Below are 16,867 nucleotides of genomic sequence, written 5' to 3'. Positions count from 1 at the left end.
GTCGGGCCGTCCTCCGTCGGGCCGTCCTCCGTCGGGCCGTCCTCCGTCGGGCCGTCCTCCGTCGGGCCGTCCTCCGTCGGGCCGTCCTCCGTCGGGCCGTCCTCCGTCGGGCCGCCCTCCGTCGGGCCGACCTCCGTCGGGCCGACCTCCGTCGGGCTGGAACCGGTCGGGCCGCCCGCCGCCGCCGGTCCTGGGCTGCTGCGCCGGAACCCGCTGGTCACCGAACCGCCCGCCCAGTCCGACCCCGACGACGACCTGTCGGCACCGGAGGACGACACCGCCCACCCCAGCGCCGGGATCGCCTGACGCGCCGCACGGCGGCCCCACCACTCCCGCGGACGCTTCAGAGCTGCCCCGTCTACCGGGGCATCCGCGTGGAGCGCGAGCGCGAACGCGGGTCATCGCCAGCCGGTGGTCCCATCGACGGGGCAGCTCGACAGGGCTCCCACCGTGTCGGCTTCCGGGAGGACCGACCCCGAGGGCGACCCGCCGACCACGAGGGCGACCATGCCGACCAGGACGGCGACCGTGCCGACCAGGACGGCGACGTGCCGACCACGAGGGCGACGTGGGCAGGTCGCGCACGCGGAGGACCAGCGCGGCGACGAAGCGGGGCCGGCACTCGCGCACCCACCTCGCCGCCACAGGGCCACATCCGCCCTCGTTTCGGCCCGCCCCCTGCTTCGGGAAAATGATCAAGGGGTTGTGTCAGAACCCGGTCGGTGGTTGACGCAAACCGCTTGATCAACGCTGCGGGGCCCCCGTAGGGGGTCAGCGGGGGAGGGCGCGGAGGAAGCGTTCGGCGATCGGGACGGCGCTCGCGGTGCTCGCGCCGCCCTGCTCGACGAAGACCGCGAACGCGACGTCGCCCTGCCAGCCGACGAACCAGGCGTGGGTGTGCGCCGGGTTGTTGTCGTACTCGGCGGTGCCGGTCTTGCCGTGCACCGGGTCGCCCGGCACGTCCTTCAGGGCGGTGCCGGTGCCGGCGGTGACCACCTCCCGCATCATCGTCTTCACCGCCTCGACCGACTCGGCCCTGAGCGGCTGGCCGGGGGCGGCCGGCTGGGCCGGGGCCGGGTCCAGCACCAGCTTCGGCTGCTCGAAGCGGCCCCGGGCGACGGCGGCGGTGGCCGACGCCATGGCCAGCGGGCTGACCACGGTGGTGCCCTGGCCGATCGCGGCGGCGGCCTGCTCGGTGGCGCCGCCGTTGGCGGAGACCTTGCCGGTGAAGGCGTCCAGGCCGACGTCCCACTGCCCCTCCAGGCCCAGCGACCGGCCGGCCACCGCGAGCCCGTCCGCACCCAGCTTCGGGGCCAGCGCGGTGAACGCGGTGTTGCAGGACTTCGCGAAGTCGGTGCGGAACGGCACCGAGCCGAGCACGAAGTTGTCGGAGTTCTTGAACGCCCGGCCGTCGACGGTGAACGTCTTCGGGCAGTCGACCCGCCCGTCCAGGGTGACCGCGCCGCGGTCCAGCAGCCCGAGCGCGCTGACCATCTTGAAGGTCGATCCCGGCGGTACCTGGGCGGTGAAGGCGAGGTTCTCGCCGGCCGCGCCCGGGCCGTTCGCCGCGGCGAGCACCGCCCCGTCGCTGATCCGCAGCGCCACCAGCGCCGCGCGCCGCCGCTCGCCGCGCAGCGCCGCGTCGGCCGCGTTCTGGGTCGCCACGTCGAGGGTGGTCTTCAGCGGCTTGCCGGGTTGTGGGTCCCGGCGGAACACCTCGGTGTCGGTCGGCGTCATGGTGCCGTCCGGCCCGGGCCGCTCGATGATCACGCTCAGCCCCGGCGTGCCGCGCAGCCGCTCGTCGTAGCGCCCCTGCAGACCGCCGTGGCCGACCAGGTCGCCGGCGGCGTACCGGTCGGGGTGCCGGGCCAGGTCGTCGGCCTGCGCCGGGTCGACCGAGCCGAGCACCGCCCGGGCGAACTCGCGGGTGGGGGCGAGATCCAGCCGGTCGGAGCGGAACTTGGTGCCGGGCAGGTCGTAGATCCGCGACTTGATCTGCCGGTAGGCGTCCTCCCGCAGGGTCACCACCTCGACGAAGGCGCCCGGGTCGGCGTCGGCGAGGCGCTTGGGCAGGCCGGAGAGGTCGACCGGCGGGGTGATCGCCGGCCGGATCGCCCGGAACGCGGCGTCCAGCTTGCGGACCAGGCCCGGGACGTCGGTCGCCTCGCTCGGCTGCACCCCCACCCGGACCACCGGTCGGGGCGCCACGATCGGCTGGCCGGCGTCGTCGAGCACCGCGGCCCGCGGTCCGGTCTGCCGGCGCAGCCCGAGCCGGTCGCCCCGGCTGAGCTGCTCCTGCACCACCTTCGGCTCCCAGATCACCTGCCACTGGTCGTCGCCGCCGCGGGTCAGCCGGATCGACCGGTCGTACGCCCAGCGGGTGTCGCCCGGCAGGGTCCACTCGACCTTGACGACCGCGGTGGCGGTGTCCGCGGTGATCTTCGGTTCGCCCCGGCGGCTCAGCGCCGGCGGGGTGGCCGCCAGCTCGCCGGAGAGTTCCTTGATCTCCCGGGCGACGTCGGCCGCCGGCACCTTCGCGCCGGTCGGGTCGACGAACCCGACCGCCTGCAGGTCGCCGGAGCGCCAGCCGGCGAGGAAGGCGTCCACGCTTCGTTCCGGCCCGTCGCTGTCGGAGCAGGCGGTGAGGCCGCCGGCCGCGAGCACGATCGCGGCCAGCGCGGCGAGTGACCGGCCGTGACGACGGGGGTACGACGGACGCATGGCGCAGCTCCTTGGATCTTCCACTGCCTGCACGTTAGTACGCGCCCGCCGTCCGCATCGTCCCCGGTTGGGGGCGGACGGGCGGGAAGACGGACCCGTGACGGTGTGATGAACATCGCGCGGCGGGGTACTCCTGAGCCGGCCAACCTCGTACCCGCAACGGGTGAAAGGACAGAGTCCCGATCCGGACGTCCGGCCGGAGGTCCGCCGCGGAAGCGCCAAAGCGGGAGGGCCTAGGCTGGGCGGGAGAGTGACCCACAACGCGGTGGGTCGAGGGGAGTGGCACCGATGGACCGGCGTCCGGCGATCAAACCGGGACCCGACCTCCGGCAGGATGACACCAGCCGGGACGACAGCTTCGATTCGGCGACCGACGGGGACGGTTTCGGCCGACTCGACACAGGAGTGACCGGGATGACCGGTTCGAGCATCGACACCATCTACGACCTGGGCCTGTCGCCGGATTCGCTGGCGGGGGACGTGGAGGACACCGAGCTCGACGAACCGGTACCGAACGCGGAGCGCCTGGTGGCCCAGGCGGTCGCGCTCGCCGGGGACGACCACGACGCGGCGACCCTGGTCAGCCGCTTCTGGCGGTTCGCCCCGGACGAGGAGCTGATCGGCTTCACCGCCGAGGAGATGCTCGCCGCGGCCCAGGCCCACCGCGACCTGGCCCGGCAGCGCGTCCCGGGTGAGCTGAAGCTACGGATCCACGAACCCGACGCCGACCAGCACCACACCGTCATCGAGATCGTCACCGACGACATGCCGTTCCTGGTCGACTCGGTGACCGCCCTGCTCAACTCGCACCACCTCGACGTGCACCTGCTGGTCCACCCGCTGGTGGTGGTCCGGCGCGAGCCGCTCGGCCGGCTGACCGAGGTCTGCGCGGACGTGGAGCCGGACGACGCGATCGCCGGCGACCTGGTCGAGAGCTGGATGCACATCGAGATCGACCCGGTCCGCGACGCGGCCGAGCGGGACACCCTGCGCCGGGAGTTGCAGCGGGTGCTCACCGACGTGCGGGAGGCCGTCGAGGACTGGCCGAAGATGCGCCAGCGGGCGCTCTCCCTCGCCGACGAGCTGGCCGCCGCCCGGACGAGCGACAACCGGCCGCCGGTGCCGGAGAAGGACATCACCGACTCGGTCGAGCTGCTGCGCTGGCTGGCGCACGACCACTTCACGTTCCTCGGCTACCGCGAGTACCGGCTCACCCGGGCTGCGGACGGCGGCCAGGCGCTGGAGGCGGTGCTCGGCACCGGGCTGGGCATCCTGCGCCAGGACTCGCCGGAGGCCCGGTCGCTGTCGTCGATGACGCCCGAGGCGCACGAGCGGGTCACCGAGAAGCGCCTGCTGATCATCACCAAGGCGAACTCGCGGGCCACCGTGCACCGCTCGGCCTACCTCGACTACATCGGGTTCAAGGTGTTCGACGAGGCGGGCGAGGTGGTGGGGGAGCGGCGCTTCCTGGGCCTGTTCTCCACCGCCGCGTACCGCACCAGCGTGCGGGAGCTGCCGGTGGTCCGGCGCAAGGTGGCCGAGGTGCTCGACCGCTCCGGTCTGAGCCAGCGCAGCCACTCCGGCAAGGACCTGCTCCAGATCCTGGAGACCTACCCGCGCGACGAGCTGTTCCAGATCAAGACCGACGACCTCTACCACGCGGTGATCGGCGTGCTGCGCATGGCCGGCCGTCGGCAGCTGCGGGTCTTCCTGCGCCGGGACGCGTACGGGCGGTTCATCTCCTGCCTGATCTACCTGCCCCGGGACCGGTTCACCACCCAGAACCGGCTGCGCATGCAGGACATCCTGCTGCGCGAGCTGAACGGCGTGGGTGTCGACTACACCACCCGGGTGACCGAGTCGATGCTGGCCCGGGTGCACTTCATCGTCCGGACCGACCCGAACCGCCCGCCCGGTGACATCGACGCCGACCTGCTCGCCGAGGAGCTGGCCGACGCCACCCGGCTCTGGGACGACGACTACCGGCTGGTGCTGGAGCGCAAGCTCGGCGACGAGCAGGCCAAGCACCTGTTCAGCCGGTACGCCGACGCCTTCCCGGAGGGCTACAAGGACGGGCACACGCCGTACGAGGCGATGAAGGACCTGGCCAAGCTGGAGCTGCTGGAGGAGCCCGGCCAGCTGGAGATGCACCTGTTCCGCAAGCAGCTGGCGCCCCGCCCCGGGGCCCGCCCGGCGGAGGCCGAGCAGGCCGAGCCGATGGACGTGCGGTTCAAGGTCTACCGCTACGGCGAGCCGATGATGCTCTCCGCCGTGCTGCCGGTGCTGCACTCGCTCGGCGTCCGGGTGGTCGACGAGCACCCGTACGAGGTGGAGCGGGTCGACGGCCGGATCTGGCTGTACGACTTCGGGCTCCAGCTACCCGAGGGGCACCAGGAACTGGCCGAGGTGCGCCCGCACGTGGAGAACGCCTTCGCGGCGGCGTGGCGGGGCGAGGCCGAGGTCGACGGCTTCAACGAGCTGGTGCTGCGCGCCGGCCTCACCTGGCGCCAGGTGGTCGTGCTGCGGGCGTACGCGAAGTACCTGCGGCAGGCGGGCACGGTCTTCTCCCAGGACTACATGGAGTCGACCTTCATCGCCTACCCGCGGATCGCGCGGCTGCTGGTCGAGCTCTTCGAGGTCCGGTTCGTGCCGGGCGCGATGGACGCCGGGCAGCGGCAGCAGCGCAGCGGCGAGCTGGTCACCGAGATCCGGGCCGCGCTGGACGACGTGGCCAGCCTCGACCAGGACCGCATCCTGCGCTCGTACCTGACGCTGATCCAGGCCACCCTGCGTACCAGCTTCTACCAGAAGCGCTCGGACGGGCGGCCGAAGGCGTACGTGGCCTTCAAGCTGGACCCGCAGGCGATCCCGGACCTGCCGGCACCCCGGCCGAAGTTCGAGATCTTCGTCTACTCGCCCCGGTTCGAGGGCGTGCACCTGCGGTTCGGGCCGGTGGCCCGGGGCGGGCTGCGCTGGTCGGACCGGCGGGAGGACTTCCGCACCGAGGTGCTCGGCCTGGTCAAGGCGCAGATGGTGAAGAACGCCGTGATCGTGCCGGTGGGCGCCAAGGGCGGCTTCGTGCTGAAGCAGAAGCCGGGCGACCGGGACGAGGCGGTGGCCTGCTACAAGGAGTTCGTCTCGGCGCTGCTGGACGTCACCGACAACATCCTCAGCGGGGAGATCGTGCCGCCGGAGGACGTGGTCCGGCACGACGGCGACGACCCGTACATGGTCGTGGCGGCGGACAAGGGCACCGCCACGTTCTCCGACATCGCCAACGAGATCTCCGCGGCACACAACTTCTGGCTCGGCGACGCGTTCGCCTCCGGCGGCTCCGCCGGCTACGACCACAAGAAGATGGGCATCACCGCCCGGGGCGCCTGGGAGTCGGTCAAGCGGCACTTCCGCGAGCTGGGCCACGACACCCAGACCCAGGACTTCACGGTGGTCGGCGTCGGTGACATGTCCGGCGACGTGTTCGGCAACGGGATGCTGCTGTCGGAGCACATCCGGCTGGTGGCCGCCTTCGACCACCGGCACATCTTCCTCGACCCGGACCCGGACGCCGCCACCTCGTACGCCGAGCGGAAGCGGTTGTTCGAGCTGCCCCGGTCGTCCTGGGAGGACTACAACCCAGAGTTGATCTCGACTGGTGGTGGCGTCTACCCGCGTACCGCCAAGTCGGTGCCGATCTCGCCGCAGGTCCGCGAGCGGCTCGGCCTGGACGACGACGTGGCGCAGCTGTCCCCGCAGGAGCTGATGAAGGCGATCCTCACCGCGCCGGTCGACCTGTTCTGGAACGGTGGCATCGGCACCTACGTCAAGGCGTCCAGCCAGACCAACGCCGAGGTGGGCGACAAGTCCAACGACGCGATCCGGGTGGACGGCAAGAACCTGCGCTGCCGGGTCGCCGGCGAGGGCGGCAACCTGGGCTGGACCCAGCTCGGCCGGATCGAGTACGCGCTGACCGGCGGTCGGATCTACACCGACTTCATCGACAACGCGGCCGGGGTGGACTGCTCCGACCACGAGGTGAACATCAAGATCCTGCTCAACACGGCGGTCGCCGACGGCGAGCTGACCGTGCCGGAGCGGGACGAACTGCTCGCCGAGATGACCGAAGAGGTCGCCGAGCTGGTGCTGCGGGACAACTACGACCAGGCCCGGGCGATCAACAACGCCCAGGCGCAGGCCGCCTCGCTGCTCCCGGTGCACCGCCGGATGATCACCGAGCTGGAGCGCTCCGGCGCGCTGGACCGGGCCCTGGAGGCGCTGCCGCCGGACGAGGAGCTGGCGGTGCGCAGCGAGTCCGGGCTCACCGCGCCGGAGTTCGCCGTGCTGCTCGCGTACGTCAAGATCGTCCTGGAGAAGGAGATCCTGAACGAGGGGCTGGCGGACGAGGACTGGACCACCGAGGTCCTGGTCAACTACTTCCCGACCCCGATGCGCGAGCGGTTCGCCGACCGGATGGGCCGGCACCGGCTGCGCCGGGACATCGTCACCACGGTGCTGGTCAACGAGGCGATCAACCGGGGCGGCATCTCGTTCGTCTTCCGGGTGGTCGAGGAGACCGCGGCCAGCGCGGCCGACGTGATCCGGGCGTACGTGGTGGTCCGCGAGGTGTTCGGCCTGGGCGCGCTCTGGGACGCGGTGGAGGCGCTGGACAACAAGGTCGCCCCGGAGCTGCAGACCAGCGTCTACCTGGACACCCGCCGGCTGCTCGACCGCGCGGTGCGGTGGCTGGTGACCAACCGCCGCTCGCCGATCGACGTGCCGGCGGAGATCGCCCGGCTGCGGGACGGGGTGGCCCGGCTGCTGCCGGGGCTGGAGAACCTCTTCTACGGCAGCGAGCGGGAGGCGATCGCGGCGCACATCGACTCGATGACCGAGCGGGGGCTGCCGCGTGACCTGGCCGAGCACGCGACCCGGCTGATGTACAGCTTCGGCCTGCTCGACGTGGTCGAGACGGCGGCCAGCAGCGGGCGCGACGTGGGCGAGGTCGCCTCGGTCTACTTCGTGCTCTCCGACCGGTTCCGGGTGGACTCGCTGCTGTCGAAGATCTCCCTGCTGCCGCGCGAGGACCGCTGGCAGACGCTGGCCCGGATGGCGCTGCGGTACGACCTGTACGCCGCGCTGGCCGCGCTCACCGCGGAGGTGCTCGACTCCACGCCGGACAGCCTGCCCCCGCACGAGCGGGTGTTGCAGTGGGAGCAGTCCAACGCCACCTCGATCCACCGGGCCGAGCGGGCGATGGGCGAGTTCGACGAGTCCCGGGCGGACCTGGCCGCCCTGTCGGTGCTGCTGCGCCAGATCCGCACGCTGGTGCGGACCTCGGCCGCGGCCTGAGCGATCCACCCAGCGGTCCGGCCGGTCGGTGAAACCGACCGGCCGGACCGCTTTCTGCTCTGCCTGGTCATTCCGCCATGGTGGCCAGGACGATCACGTTGTCGGGGTAGCTGCCGGCGGCCTGGTCGAAGACCCCGCCGCAGGTCACCACCCGCAGGCTGGGCTTGTCGCTGGGGCCGTAGACCAGCTCGGTGGGGAACGCGTCCTTCGGGTGCCGCTGGACCGACTCGACGGTGAAGGTAGCGGGCCGGCCGTCCTCGCGGGCGACGGTGATGGTGTCCCCGGGTTGCAGGGCGCCGAGCGAGAAGAAGACCGCCGGCCCGATCTTGGCCGAGTCGACGTGCCCCACGATCACCGCGTTGCCGACCTCGCCCGGGCTCGGTCCCGGCTGGTACCAGCCGGCCAGCTCGGCCCGCTCCAGCGGCGGGACCTGGACGGTGCCGTCCGGGTTGGTGCCCAACGAGATGATGCTCGCGTCGACCCCGATCCGGGGGATCGTGATCGTGGTGGGGGTGGAGCGGGGCAGCCCGGCGGCGGCCGGCGCCTCGTCGTACGTGTCGAACGACGGCGTGGCGCTCGGCGTGGCCGCCGCCTGGGCCAGGGGTTGGGGCGGGCGGGGAGCGGGCGTGCCCTTGAGCGACGCGCCGACCAGGCCGGCGCCCACCATGGCGAGCAGGACGACGACGGCCGCGCCGGCGGCGCGCCACGGAATCCCGTGGCGGCCGCCGGCCCGGGTCGCCGTCACGTCACGCGTAGGACGCATCGGTCCGACGACGACGCAGCAGCACGATGCCGCCCAGCGCGGAGGCGCCGATCAGGCTCGCGCCCGCGGCGGCCAGCTCGCGGTCGGTGCCGGCGCCGGCGCCACCGTCACCACCGTCGACCCCGCCACGCGGCAGGACGACCAGCTCGCCCTTGCCGCAGGAGCCCTCGAGCTTGTAGCGGCCCGGCTTGGCGTGCCGGTCCACCTTGGCCTCGCCGTAGTAGACGAAGTCACGCTTGTGCTCCCAGCGGTCCTCGTCCTTGCCGTAGTCCCCGGACTCCTCGTCGGACCAGCCGTTCTCGTGGTCCTTGCCGTCCTCGTGGTCCTTGCCGTTCTCGTCGTGGCCCTTCCAGTCCGAGCCGTGGTCGCCCCGGTCGGACTCGTCGCCGTAGTCGCCGTAGTCGCCGTGGTCGTTGTTCTCGTGGTCCTTCTTGTCGCCGTCGCGGCCGGACTCCTCGCGGTCCTTCCAGTCGCTGCCGTGCTCGGCGTCCTGGCCGTGCTCGTCGCCCTTCCAGTCCTTGCGGTCCTCCTCGCGGCCGGAGTCCGCGGCGCCGCCGCCCTGGCCGTTCGGCTGCGGCTTGCCGGTCTCGTCACCGCGGCCGTCGTGGTCCTTGCCCTTGTCCTCGTGGTCCTTGCCCTTGTCGTGGTCCTTGCCCTTGTCCTCGTGGTCCTTGCCCTTGTCGTGGTCCTTGCCCTTGTCCTCGTGGTCCTTGCCCTTGTCGTGGTCCTTGCCGTGCTCGTCGCGACGGTCCTCCTCCCCGCCACGCCAGTCACGGTGGTCCTCGCGCCCGTCGACCGGCTTGAGCTTGACCTTGCCGGTGACCTTGGACCACACGTACGCGTGCTTCTGCGGCTCTTCGCAGACCTCGAGGAGCTTGACCTCGTCCCCGGGCTTGACCACGTGCGGCTTGGCGAAGACCTTGCCGTCCTTGTCGTCGTGGTGACCGTCGGCGTACGCGACCGCCGGCGAGAACACCAGCAGCGAGGCACCGCCGAGGGCGGCGCCCGCGACGACCTTTCCGAGCATCTTCTTACCCATGACCTGCGTCACTCCATCCCCTGTTGTCCTCGGCTCGGCCACATCCGAGCTAGGACCGACGTTAGACCGTTTCACGACCTATGAGAGGAAAGATTCGTGTTTAAGAGTTTGACGGGGATGAGGGCTATCGGGGTGGTAAGCGGCTTTCATCGCATGTGCCGCCGACTGGTGGGCGTCGCGGGGTTCCCGACCCCTGGCGCGCTAGGGGTCCGTCCGGCGCTCGCCGGGGTGAGTCGGCGGGATCGTCCGGGTTCGGGGGAGTGCGGAACCGGACCGTCGCCGGGGTGGCCGCCGCCATCGTCCGGCCCGGCGGGGCTCCGGGCGCCGGACCCGGCGGGCGGTCGAGCGGGAGACATAGAGGCATTGCCATGGAAGCGCTCCCATGCAAGAATCGGCGGCACGCGGTTCGGAAAGCCACACCGCGCAGCAGGCAGGAGTCGAGGGCACCGGTCCGCCGGACGACGTCCCGCCCGGGCCGGCGGTCGCCGGTCATCGCACCACCACCACCGCCCGTCCGGGTCGGGCGCCCCCCGAAGGAATCCCGTTGGCGCCGGCGGTCGTCCGCGCAGGACGCCCATCGGGCCACCGTGCCGGGCCGTTCGCGGGTCCGGTCTCGCCCAAGGAGATCAGTGGCATGAACGTGTGGAGAAGGATGTCCGGCCCACGCCGGGCCCTCGCGCTCGCCGGCGCGGGCACCCTGGTCGCGGGCGGGCTGGTGACCCTTCCGGTCACCGTCGCCCACGCCGCGACCCAGTGTGCGGTGACGTACACGACCAACGACTGGCCAGGCGGCTTCACCGCCACCGTCAACATCAGGAACATCGGCGACGCGCTCAACGGGTGGACGCTCGGCTTCACGTTCCCGGACGGCGGCCAGCGCGTGCAGCAGGGCTGGTCGGCCCGGTGGGCGCAGTCCGGCCAGAACGTCACCGCGCAGAACGAGTCGTACAACGGCTCGCTGGCCAGCGGGGCCACCATCAGCATCGGCTTCAACGGGGCCTGGAGCGGCAGCAACCCGAAGCCGACCTCGTTCACCCTGAACGGGGTGACCTGCAACGGCGGCACGAACCCGACCACCCCGCCGCCCACCACCACGCCGCCGCCGACCACCCCGCCCCCCACGACCCCGCCGCCCGGCAACCGGGTGGACAACCCGTACCTGAACGCCCGGGGCTACGTGAACCCGGAGTGGAAGGCCAAGGCCGAGTCGGTCGCCGGCGGCAACCGGGTCTCCAACAACCCCACAGCGGTCTGGCTGGACCGGATCGCCGCCATCAACGGCACGCCGGACAGCAGCTCCAACGGCGCCATGGGAGTACGGGACCACCTGGACGAGGCGCTGCGCCAGGGCGCCAACTACATCCAGTTCGTCATCTACAACCTGCCCGGTCGGGACTGCGCGGCGCTCGCCTCCAACGGTGAGCTCGGCCCGGACGAGCTGCCGAAGTACAAGGCCGAGTACATCGACCCGATCGCCGCGATCCAGGGCGACCCGAAGTACGCCAACCTGCGGATCATCAACATCATCGAGATCGACTCACTGCCGAACCTGGTGACCAACACCTCCGGCCAGCCCGGCGGCACCACGATGTGCGACACCGTGAAGGCCAACGGCGCGTACGTCAACGGCGTCGGCTACGCGCTGGCCAAGCTCGGCGCGATCGGCAACGTCTACAACTACATCGACGCCGCGCACCACGGCTGGATCGGCTGGGACAGCAACTTCGGCCCGACCGCCGACATGCTGAAGAGCGCCGCTGTCGCCTCCGGCAGCACGGTGGCGAACGTGCACGGCTTCATCGTGAACACGGCCAACTACTCGGCCCTGCGCGAGCCGTACGTCAAGGTGACCGACACGGTGAACGGCCAGACCGTGCGGCAGTCCACCTGGATCGACTGGAACCAGTACGTCGACGAACTGTCCTTCGCCCAGGCGTTCCGGAACAAGCTGGTCCAGGTCGGCTTCGACAGCAACATCGGCATGCTGATCGACACCTCCCGCAACGGCTGGGGCGGCTCCGCCCGGCCCACCGGCCCGGGTCCGATGACCAACGTCAACGACTACGTCAACGGTGGCCGGGTGGACCGGCGGATCCACGCCGGCAACTGGTGCAACCAGTCCGGGGCCGGTCTGGGCGAGCGCCCGAAGGCCGCGCCGGAGCCGGGCATCGACGCGTACGTCTGGGTCAAGCCGCCGGGTGAGTCGGACGGCTCCAGCCGGGAGATCCCGAACAACGAGGGCAAGGGCTTCGACCGGATGTGCGACCCGACGTACACCGGCAACGCGCGCAACGGCAACAACCCCACCGGGGCCCTGCCGGACGCCCCGATCTCCGGCGCCTGGTTCCCCGCACAGTTCGCGCAGCTCATGCAGAACGCCTACCCGCCGCTCTCCTGAGCCGACGCCCACCGGCCGCTGGCAGTAGGTGAGGTGCTCCAGCGGCAGGTTCCCCGGGCCCCCGGCCGACCGCCACCGGTCGGCCGGGGGCCCCCTCGCGCGCTCCCACCCGCTCGACATCCCCGCACTCTCCCGGAAAGAGTGGCCTCCCGACGCCCGGAGGCCACTCTTTCCCTGTCCGTGCCGGAGCCCGCGTCCCCGAGGGCGCGGGCCCGGGGGAGTGCGGGGTGTGGGGTCAGGGCACTGTCTTCTCGATCGCGGCCCGGCCCAGTTCGGCGAGGTCGCGGCGGGCCCGTTCGAGGTTCTCCGGGGTCATGTCCTGGCCCCGGGCCATCACCAGGTCCTCCGGGTCCCACGGCTGCTCACCACCGGTGCGGATGTTGTCCGGGGCGGCGCCAGTGCCGGTCCCGGTCGCGCCGGTGCCGGCCGCGTACGGGTCACCGATCAGGTTCTCGCCGGCGCTCCGCTCGCCGCGGTCACCGGGCCCCACGAAGGTCGGATTGTCCCGGTCGGCGCCGCCCCCGGTCATCAGCTGCGGGACGCCGGTGTCGTCCTCCACCGCCGCGGCCACTTCCGGGCTCTCCTCCAGCGGGCGGTCACGGTCACGGTCCGTCATGTCGCTGCCCTCCTGTCCCAGGCGCGTTCCCTGATCCCCCTGGCCTACCCCGGGAGGCGGAGGGCATGCCCGCCGGGTCGCGGCCGCCCGGCTCGTGCCGGGCGGTACGTCCGGTTCGTCAGGACGGCTCCTGCTCCTGGGACTCGGGGGGCTCGGCCGGGTTGCGCCACTGCCAGAGCAGCATCAGCACGCCGAACACCAGCATGCCGAGGCCGGCCCAGAGGTTGATCCGTACGCCCTCGGCCTTCTCCACCGCGGCGGCGCCGTCGAAGATCCCGACCAGCGTGACGATCGCCCCGTACGCCGTGAACAGCCCACCGATCACCCGGCGGATGTCGAACAGCCGGGCGGCGGCGGACCGGCGCCGGGCCTCTTCGGTGGCCGCCACCATGTGGTCGTGCCCGTGCGGGTCGAGGTTGTCCATGGCCATGGCCGAGCACCCTTCCTAGAAGAACGGCACGTAGAGGAGGAGCGAGAGGGTCAGCACGATCACGCCGAGCACGACGGGGGAGCGCCACCAGACAGCGTCCCCGGTGAGCACGTCGCCCTTCAGGTCGATCCCGCCCGTGCCGTACACCAGGCCGCGCAGCTCCTCGTCCCGCCGCGGCCTGGTGAACGGGGTGACGATCGCGGCGACCACCGCCACCGTCACGAACGCGATGCCGGCGCCCCAGAAGCTCTCCTCCAGGTCGGAGTTGAAGTGCACCACCCCGCCCTTGTAGAGCAGGTAGGTGGCCAGGGCGGCCAGGGTGCCCAGGAGCAGGGAGAGGAAGCCGGCCGCGGCGGTCATCCGCTTCCAGAACATGCCGATGATGAAGGTGGCGAACAGCGGCGCGTTGAACAGCGAGAAGAGCGCCTGGATGTAGTTCATGATGTTGCTGAACCCGGCCGCGATGAAGGCGGTGCCGATGCCGATCAGCACGCCGGCGACGGTGGCCCAGCGGCCGATCCGGATGTAGTACTCGTCGGGCCGGTCCCGGCGGATGTACGACTGCCAGATGTCGTAGGTGAAGACGGTGTTGAAGCCGCTGACGTTGGCCGCCATGCCGGCCATGAACGAGGCGACCAGGCCGGTCACCGCGACGCCGAGCACGCCGTTGGGGAGCAGGTCGCGCATCAGCAGCGGGATGGCGTTGTTGTAGACCAGGTCGCCGCTCTCCGCGCCCAGCCCCTGCACGGTGACCAGGGCGACCAGGCCGGGGATCACGGTGACCACCGGGATGAGCAGCTTCGGGTACGCGGCGATGATCGGCGTGCGCCGGGCGGCGCTCATGTTCTTGGCCGACAGGGCGCGCTGCACCTCGGCGAAGTTCGTCGTCCAGTAGCCGAAGGAGAGCACGAAGCCGAGGCCGAAGACGATGCCGATCCAGTGCGCGCCCAGCGGGTTGGCGGTGGTGCCGGTGTCCTGCCAGGTGTGCAGGCCGGCCTCGCCGAGCTTGGAGTCGCGCACCGCGTCCATCAGCCCGGCGACCCCGCCCACCTTCACCAGGCCGAGGATGGTGATCGGCAGCAGGCCGGCGACGATCACGAAGAACTGGAGCACCTCGTTGTAGATCGCCCCGGAGAGCCCGCCCACGGTGATGTACGCCAGCACGATCAGCGCGCCGACCACGATGGCCACCCAGAGCGGCCAGCCGAGCAGCGCCTGCATGATCAGCGCCAGCGCGTAGAGGTTCACCCCCGCGATCAGCACCTGGGCCACCGCGAAGCTGAGCGCGTTCAGCAGGTGGGTCGGGCGGTTGAAGCGCAGCCGCAGGTACTCGGGGACGCTGCGGACCTTGGAGCCGTAGTAGAAGGGCATCATCACGATGCCGAGGAAGACCATCGCCGGGACGGCGCCGATCCAGTAGTAGTGCAGCGTCATCGCGCCGTACTGGGCGCCGTTGGCGGCCATTCCGATGATCTCCAACGCCCCGAGGTTGGCCGAGACGAAGGCGAGGCCGGTCACCCAGGCGGGCAGGGAGCGACCGGAGAGGAAGAAGTCGACACTGGTCCGGATCGCCCGTCGGGCCGCGAAGCCGACCCCGAGCACGGTGACGAAGTAGAGCGCCAGGATGCCGTAGTCCAGGACGTTCATGTTCAGCCGGAGGCCGCCGCCGTCCATCCCCGTCACCCTTCGTCCGCCGTTGCGCGCCGGTCGCACGCGCGCCCCCATTTACCCCAGGTGCGAAGTTTCACGCCTGGCCCTCCCGATGGGGCCGGCACGCGGGGCGCCCCCGGCCGGTCCGGCCGGGGGCGCCCGTGGGGTCGGTCAGCGGCCGAGGACCCGGTCCAGGAAGTCGCGGTACTGGCGGACCGCCATCCGCAGCTGCTCGGTGTCCGCCGAGCCGGCGTCCTGCCACGCGCCGAGCCGGCTCTTCTGCGCCGACAGCGCCGACGCGAGGGCCTGGATGGCCTCGTCCACCAGGGCCTGCGCCTCGCCGGCGGCCGCCCTGGGATCGTCCACGAAGCGCAGCTGGACGTCGCGCCAGCGGTCCCGGAACCGCTGCGCGACGTCCGCCTCGAAGAGGGTGGCCGGCTCGGCGGGCACCGTGGTGGCGGGTTGCCCGCCGACCGCGGCCCCCGCCTCCGGGCTGGCGGTGTCCGGGTCGACCATGACCGGCGTGGCGCTGCCGTAGCCGGCCGCCCCGGTCGCGTCCGGGTCGCCGCCCCGGTCGATCAGGTCCGCCCGCCGGTCCGGGTCGCCCCCGGCCGTGTCCGGCCGCCCGACCGGGGCGCCGGAGGGTTCCTCGGGGTCGCCGCCGGGCCGCTGTTCCGCGGTGCCGCGCGGCCCGTGCAGCTCGGCCGTCGGGTCGGCCCGCCGCCCCTCGCGCGGGCCGTCGGCGGCACCGTCGCCGGGCCGCGCGGTCCACTCCGTCCGCGGGTCCGGCTCGTCCTCGGGGCGCGGGCTGGCCAGGGCGGACGCGGCGACCGCGCCACCCACGCTGGTGGCGCCGAACGCGGTGGGTACCGGACCCGGCTCGTGGAACTCGGTCCGGTCGTCGGCCGCGTCGGCGCCGTCCGGCCGGTCGGCGGTACGGCGCTCGCCGGCGACCGTCGGGTCGTCGAAGGTGCCGCGGTCGGAGATCACGTCCTCCGGTACGTCGGCCCGGTCGGCCCGGTCCTCGGCCGGCGGAACCGGCACCGGGGTGGACCGGACGGCCTCGGGGTGCTCGTTGCTCGCCCGCTGCTCTTCCTGGCGCATGGTGGTCTCCTCAGCGGTTCGTGACGTCGTGCGGGGTGTCCGGGTGGCGCTGCTCGGGCGGGCGGGGCGTGACCGGCTCCTCGCCGAGCAGTTCGGCGAAGAGGGCCCGGTAGTGCACCACGGCCTGGCGCAGCTCCTCGGTGCTGGCCTCCCCGCGGGAGTTGCGCAGGTGAATCTCGTGTGCGTCCCGGTACCGGGTGAGCGTCCGGGCGTGCTCGACGGAGAGGTGGGCGATCTGGTCGGAGAAGTCACCGGTGGGGTAGCCGCGTTCGGCGATGAGCCGGGTGAGAAGTTCGTCCGCGTCGCCCACCGTCTCGCCCGGCGAGTCGACGAAACGGACCTGGAGTTCCTCCCAGGCGGCCGCGTACCGGGCCCGGGACTCGGCGGAGAGCGGGGTCAGGGTGAGTTCGGCGTGCCGGCGCTCCCGGTCCCGCAGCTCCCGCTCGGCGGCGGTGCGGCTGTCCCGTTCGGCGACCACCCGGTCGTACTCCGGCCCGAAGCGGCGCCGCAGCGCCCGGCGCCGGCCGGCCACCAGGGCGACCGCGACCAGCGCCGCGATCACCAGGATGACGAGGACTGTGACGATTACCTGCGTGGGCGACATGGCCTCCTCCTTCGCCCGGTGGTATTCCCTCGGCTCACTGATCGCCAATCCCGTTGCGCGGCACTTTCCTGACCGATCCGGCGGGATCCCGGCGGGTCGGCACGCCGGCGCGCGGACATGACGAGTCACACAGAGTGATGGCCGGCCAAAACTTGACTCATTCCAGAAAACGCGATTGGCTGGGTGCGGTCGGTCG

The 16,867-nt window shown here is 72.1% G+C and carries 11 protein-coding genes; 3 read left to right on the top strand and 8 right to left on the bottom strand.

What is annotated here, in order from left to right:
• On the top strand, positions 1 to 695 hold a 695-nt coding region (locus SM577_RS12385), incomplete at its 5' end, for a pentapeptide repeat-containing protein (RefSeq protein ID WP_474586932.1).
• Between the two features lie 76 nt (positions 696 to 771).
• On the opposite strand, the gene SM577_RS12380 is transcribed toward SM577_RS12385, so the two are convergent.
• On the bottom strand, positions 772 to 2,721 hold the full coding sequence (locus SM577_RS12380; protein WP_302919183.1) for a penicillin-binding transpeptidase domain-containing protein: 1,950 nt from the start codon (positions 2,719 to 2,721) through the stop codon (positions 772 to 774).
• A gap of 288 nt (positions 2,722 to 3,009) precedes the next feature.
• On the opposite strand from SM577_RS12380, the gene SM577_RS12375 reads away from it, so the two are divergent.
• A complete protein-coding gene (locus tag SM577_RS12375; protein ID WP_474586931.1) occupies positions 3,010 to 8,067 on the top strand; it encodes an NAD-glutamate dehydrogenase in 5,058 nt (1,685 codons plus the stop codon).
• Between the two features lie 67 nt (positions 8,068 to 8,134).
• Here SM577_RS12375 and SM577_RS12370 read toward each other — a convergent pair whose 3' ends face one another.
• Both SM577_RS12370 and SM577_RS12365 read right to left on the bottom strand, forming a co-directional pair.
• Positions 8,135 to 8,812, bottom strand: a complete 678-nt coding sequence (locus SM577_RS12370) for a class F sortase (RefSeq protein ID WP_302919667.1) — start codon at positions 8,810 to 8,812, stop codon at positions 8,135 to 8,137.
• A 1-nt stretch (position 8,813) separates the two neighbouring features.
• Positions 8,814 to 9,869, bottom strand: coding sequence for a hypothetical protein (locus SM577_RS12365; RefSeq protein ID WP_474586930.1), 1,056 nt, complete (start codon positions 9,867 to 9,869; stop codon positions 8,814 to 8,816).
• 634 nt (positions 9,870 to 10,503) lie between these two features.
• Here SM577_RS12365 and SM577_RS12360 point away from each other — a divergent pair.
• Complete coding sequence (locus SM577_RS12360; RefSeq protein WP_474582822.1) at positions 10,504 to 12,267, top strand: glycoside hydrolase family 6 protein; 1,764 nt, start codon at positions 10,504 to 10,506, stop codon at positions 12,265 to 12,267.
• Positions 12,268 to 12,502: 235 nt separating this feature from the next.
• On the opposite strand, the gene SM577_RS12355 is transcribed toward SM577_RS12360, so the two are convergent.
• From SM577_RS12355 to SM577_RS12335, 5 genes are all read right to left on the bottom strand, one after another.
• Positions 12,503 to 12,883 carry a hypothetical protein gene (locus tag SM577_RS12355; protein WP_088992237.1) on the bottom strand — a complete coding sequence of 127 codons (381 nt, stop codon included), beginning with the start codon at positions 12,881 to 12,883 and terminating at the stop codon, positions 12,503 to 12,505.
• A 118-nt stretch (positions 12,884 to 13,001) separates the two neighbouring features.
• The gene (locus SM577_RS12350) at positions 13,002 to 13,313 is read right to left on the bottom strand and encodes a hypothetical protein (protein WP_474586929.1); all 312 of its coding nucleotides are present in this window, start codon (positions 13,311 to 13,313) and stop codon (positions 13,002 to 13,004) included.
• A 15-nt stretch (positions 13,314 to 13,328) separates the two neighbouring features.
• Positions 13,329 to 14,987 (bottom strand): sodium:solute symporter family protein, encoded by a 1,659-nt coding sequence (locus SM577_RS12345; RefSeq protein ID WP_302919178.1) that lies wholly within the window; start codon positions 14,985 to 14,987, stop codon positions 13,329 to 13,331.
• A 147-nt stretch (positions 14,988 to 15,134) separates the two neighbouring features.
• On the bottom strand, positions 15,135 to 16,067 hold the full coding sequence (locus SM577_RS12340; protein WP_474586928.1) for a hypothetical protein: 933 nt from the start codon (positions 16,065 to 16,067) through the stop codon (positions 15,135 to 15,137).
• A gap of 10 nt (positions 16,068 to 16,077) precedes the next feature.
• Positions 16,078 to 16,671, bottom strand: a complete 594-nt coding sequence (locus tag SM577_RS12335) for a hypothetical protein (RefSeq protein WP_302919176.1) — start codon at positions 16,669 to 16,671, stop codon at positions 16,078 to 16,080.
• Positions 16,672 to 16,867: the final 196 nt, after the last annotated feature.

It is taken from the genome of Micromonospora desertarenae (genome assembly GCF_056150265.1).
This window is presented reverse-complemented; position numbering and strand designations above follow the sequence as displayed.

Bases quoted from the DNA above. Each gene is read 5' to 3' on its own strand.
- SM577_RS12380 (WP_302919183.1), bottom strand. From the start codon at position 2,721: ATGCGTCCGTCGTACCCCCGTCGTCACGGCCGGTCACTCGCCGCGCTG.
- SM577_RS12375 (WP_474586931.1), top strand. From the start codon at position 3,010: ATGGACCGGCGTCCGGCGATCAAACCGGGACCCGACCTCCGGCAGGAT.
- SM577_RS12365 (WP_474586930.1), bottom strand. From the start codon at position 9,869: ATGGGTAAGAAGATGCTCGGAAAGGTCGTCGCGGGCGCCGCCCTCGGC.
- SM577_RS12360 (WP_474582822.1), top strand. From the start codon at position 10,504: ATGAACGTGTGGAGAAGGATGTCCGGCCCACGCCGGGCCCTCGCGCTC.
- SM577_RS12355 (WP_088992237.1), bottom strand. From the start codon at position 12,883: ATGACGGACCGTGACCGTGACCGCCCGCTGGAGGAGAGCCCGGAAGTG.
- SM577_RS12350 (WP_474586929.1), bottom strand. From the start codon at position 13,313: ATGGCCATGGACAACCTCGACCCGCACGGGCACGACCACATGGTGGCG.
- SM577_RS12345 (WP_302919178.1), bottom strand. From the start codon at position 14,987: ATGGACGGCGGCGGCCTCCGGCTGAACATGAACGTCCTGGACTACGGC.
- SM577_RS12340 (WP_474586928.1), bottom strand. From the start codon at position 16,067: ATGCGCCAGGAAGAGCAGCGGGCGAGCAACGAGCACCCCGAGGCCGTC.
- SM577_RS12335 (WP_302919176.1), bottom strand. From the start codon at position 16,671: ATGTCGCCCACGCAGGTAATCGTCACAGTCCTCGTCATCCTGGTGATC.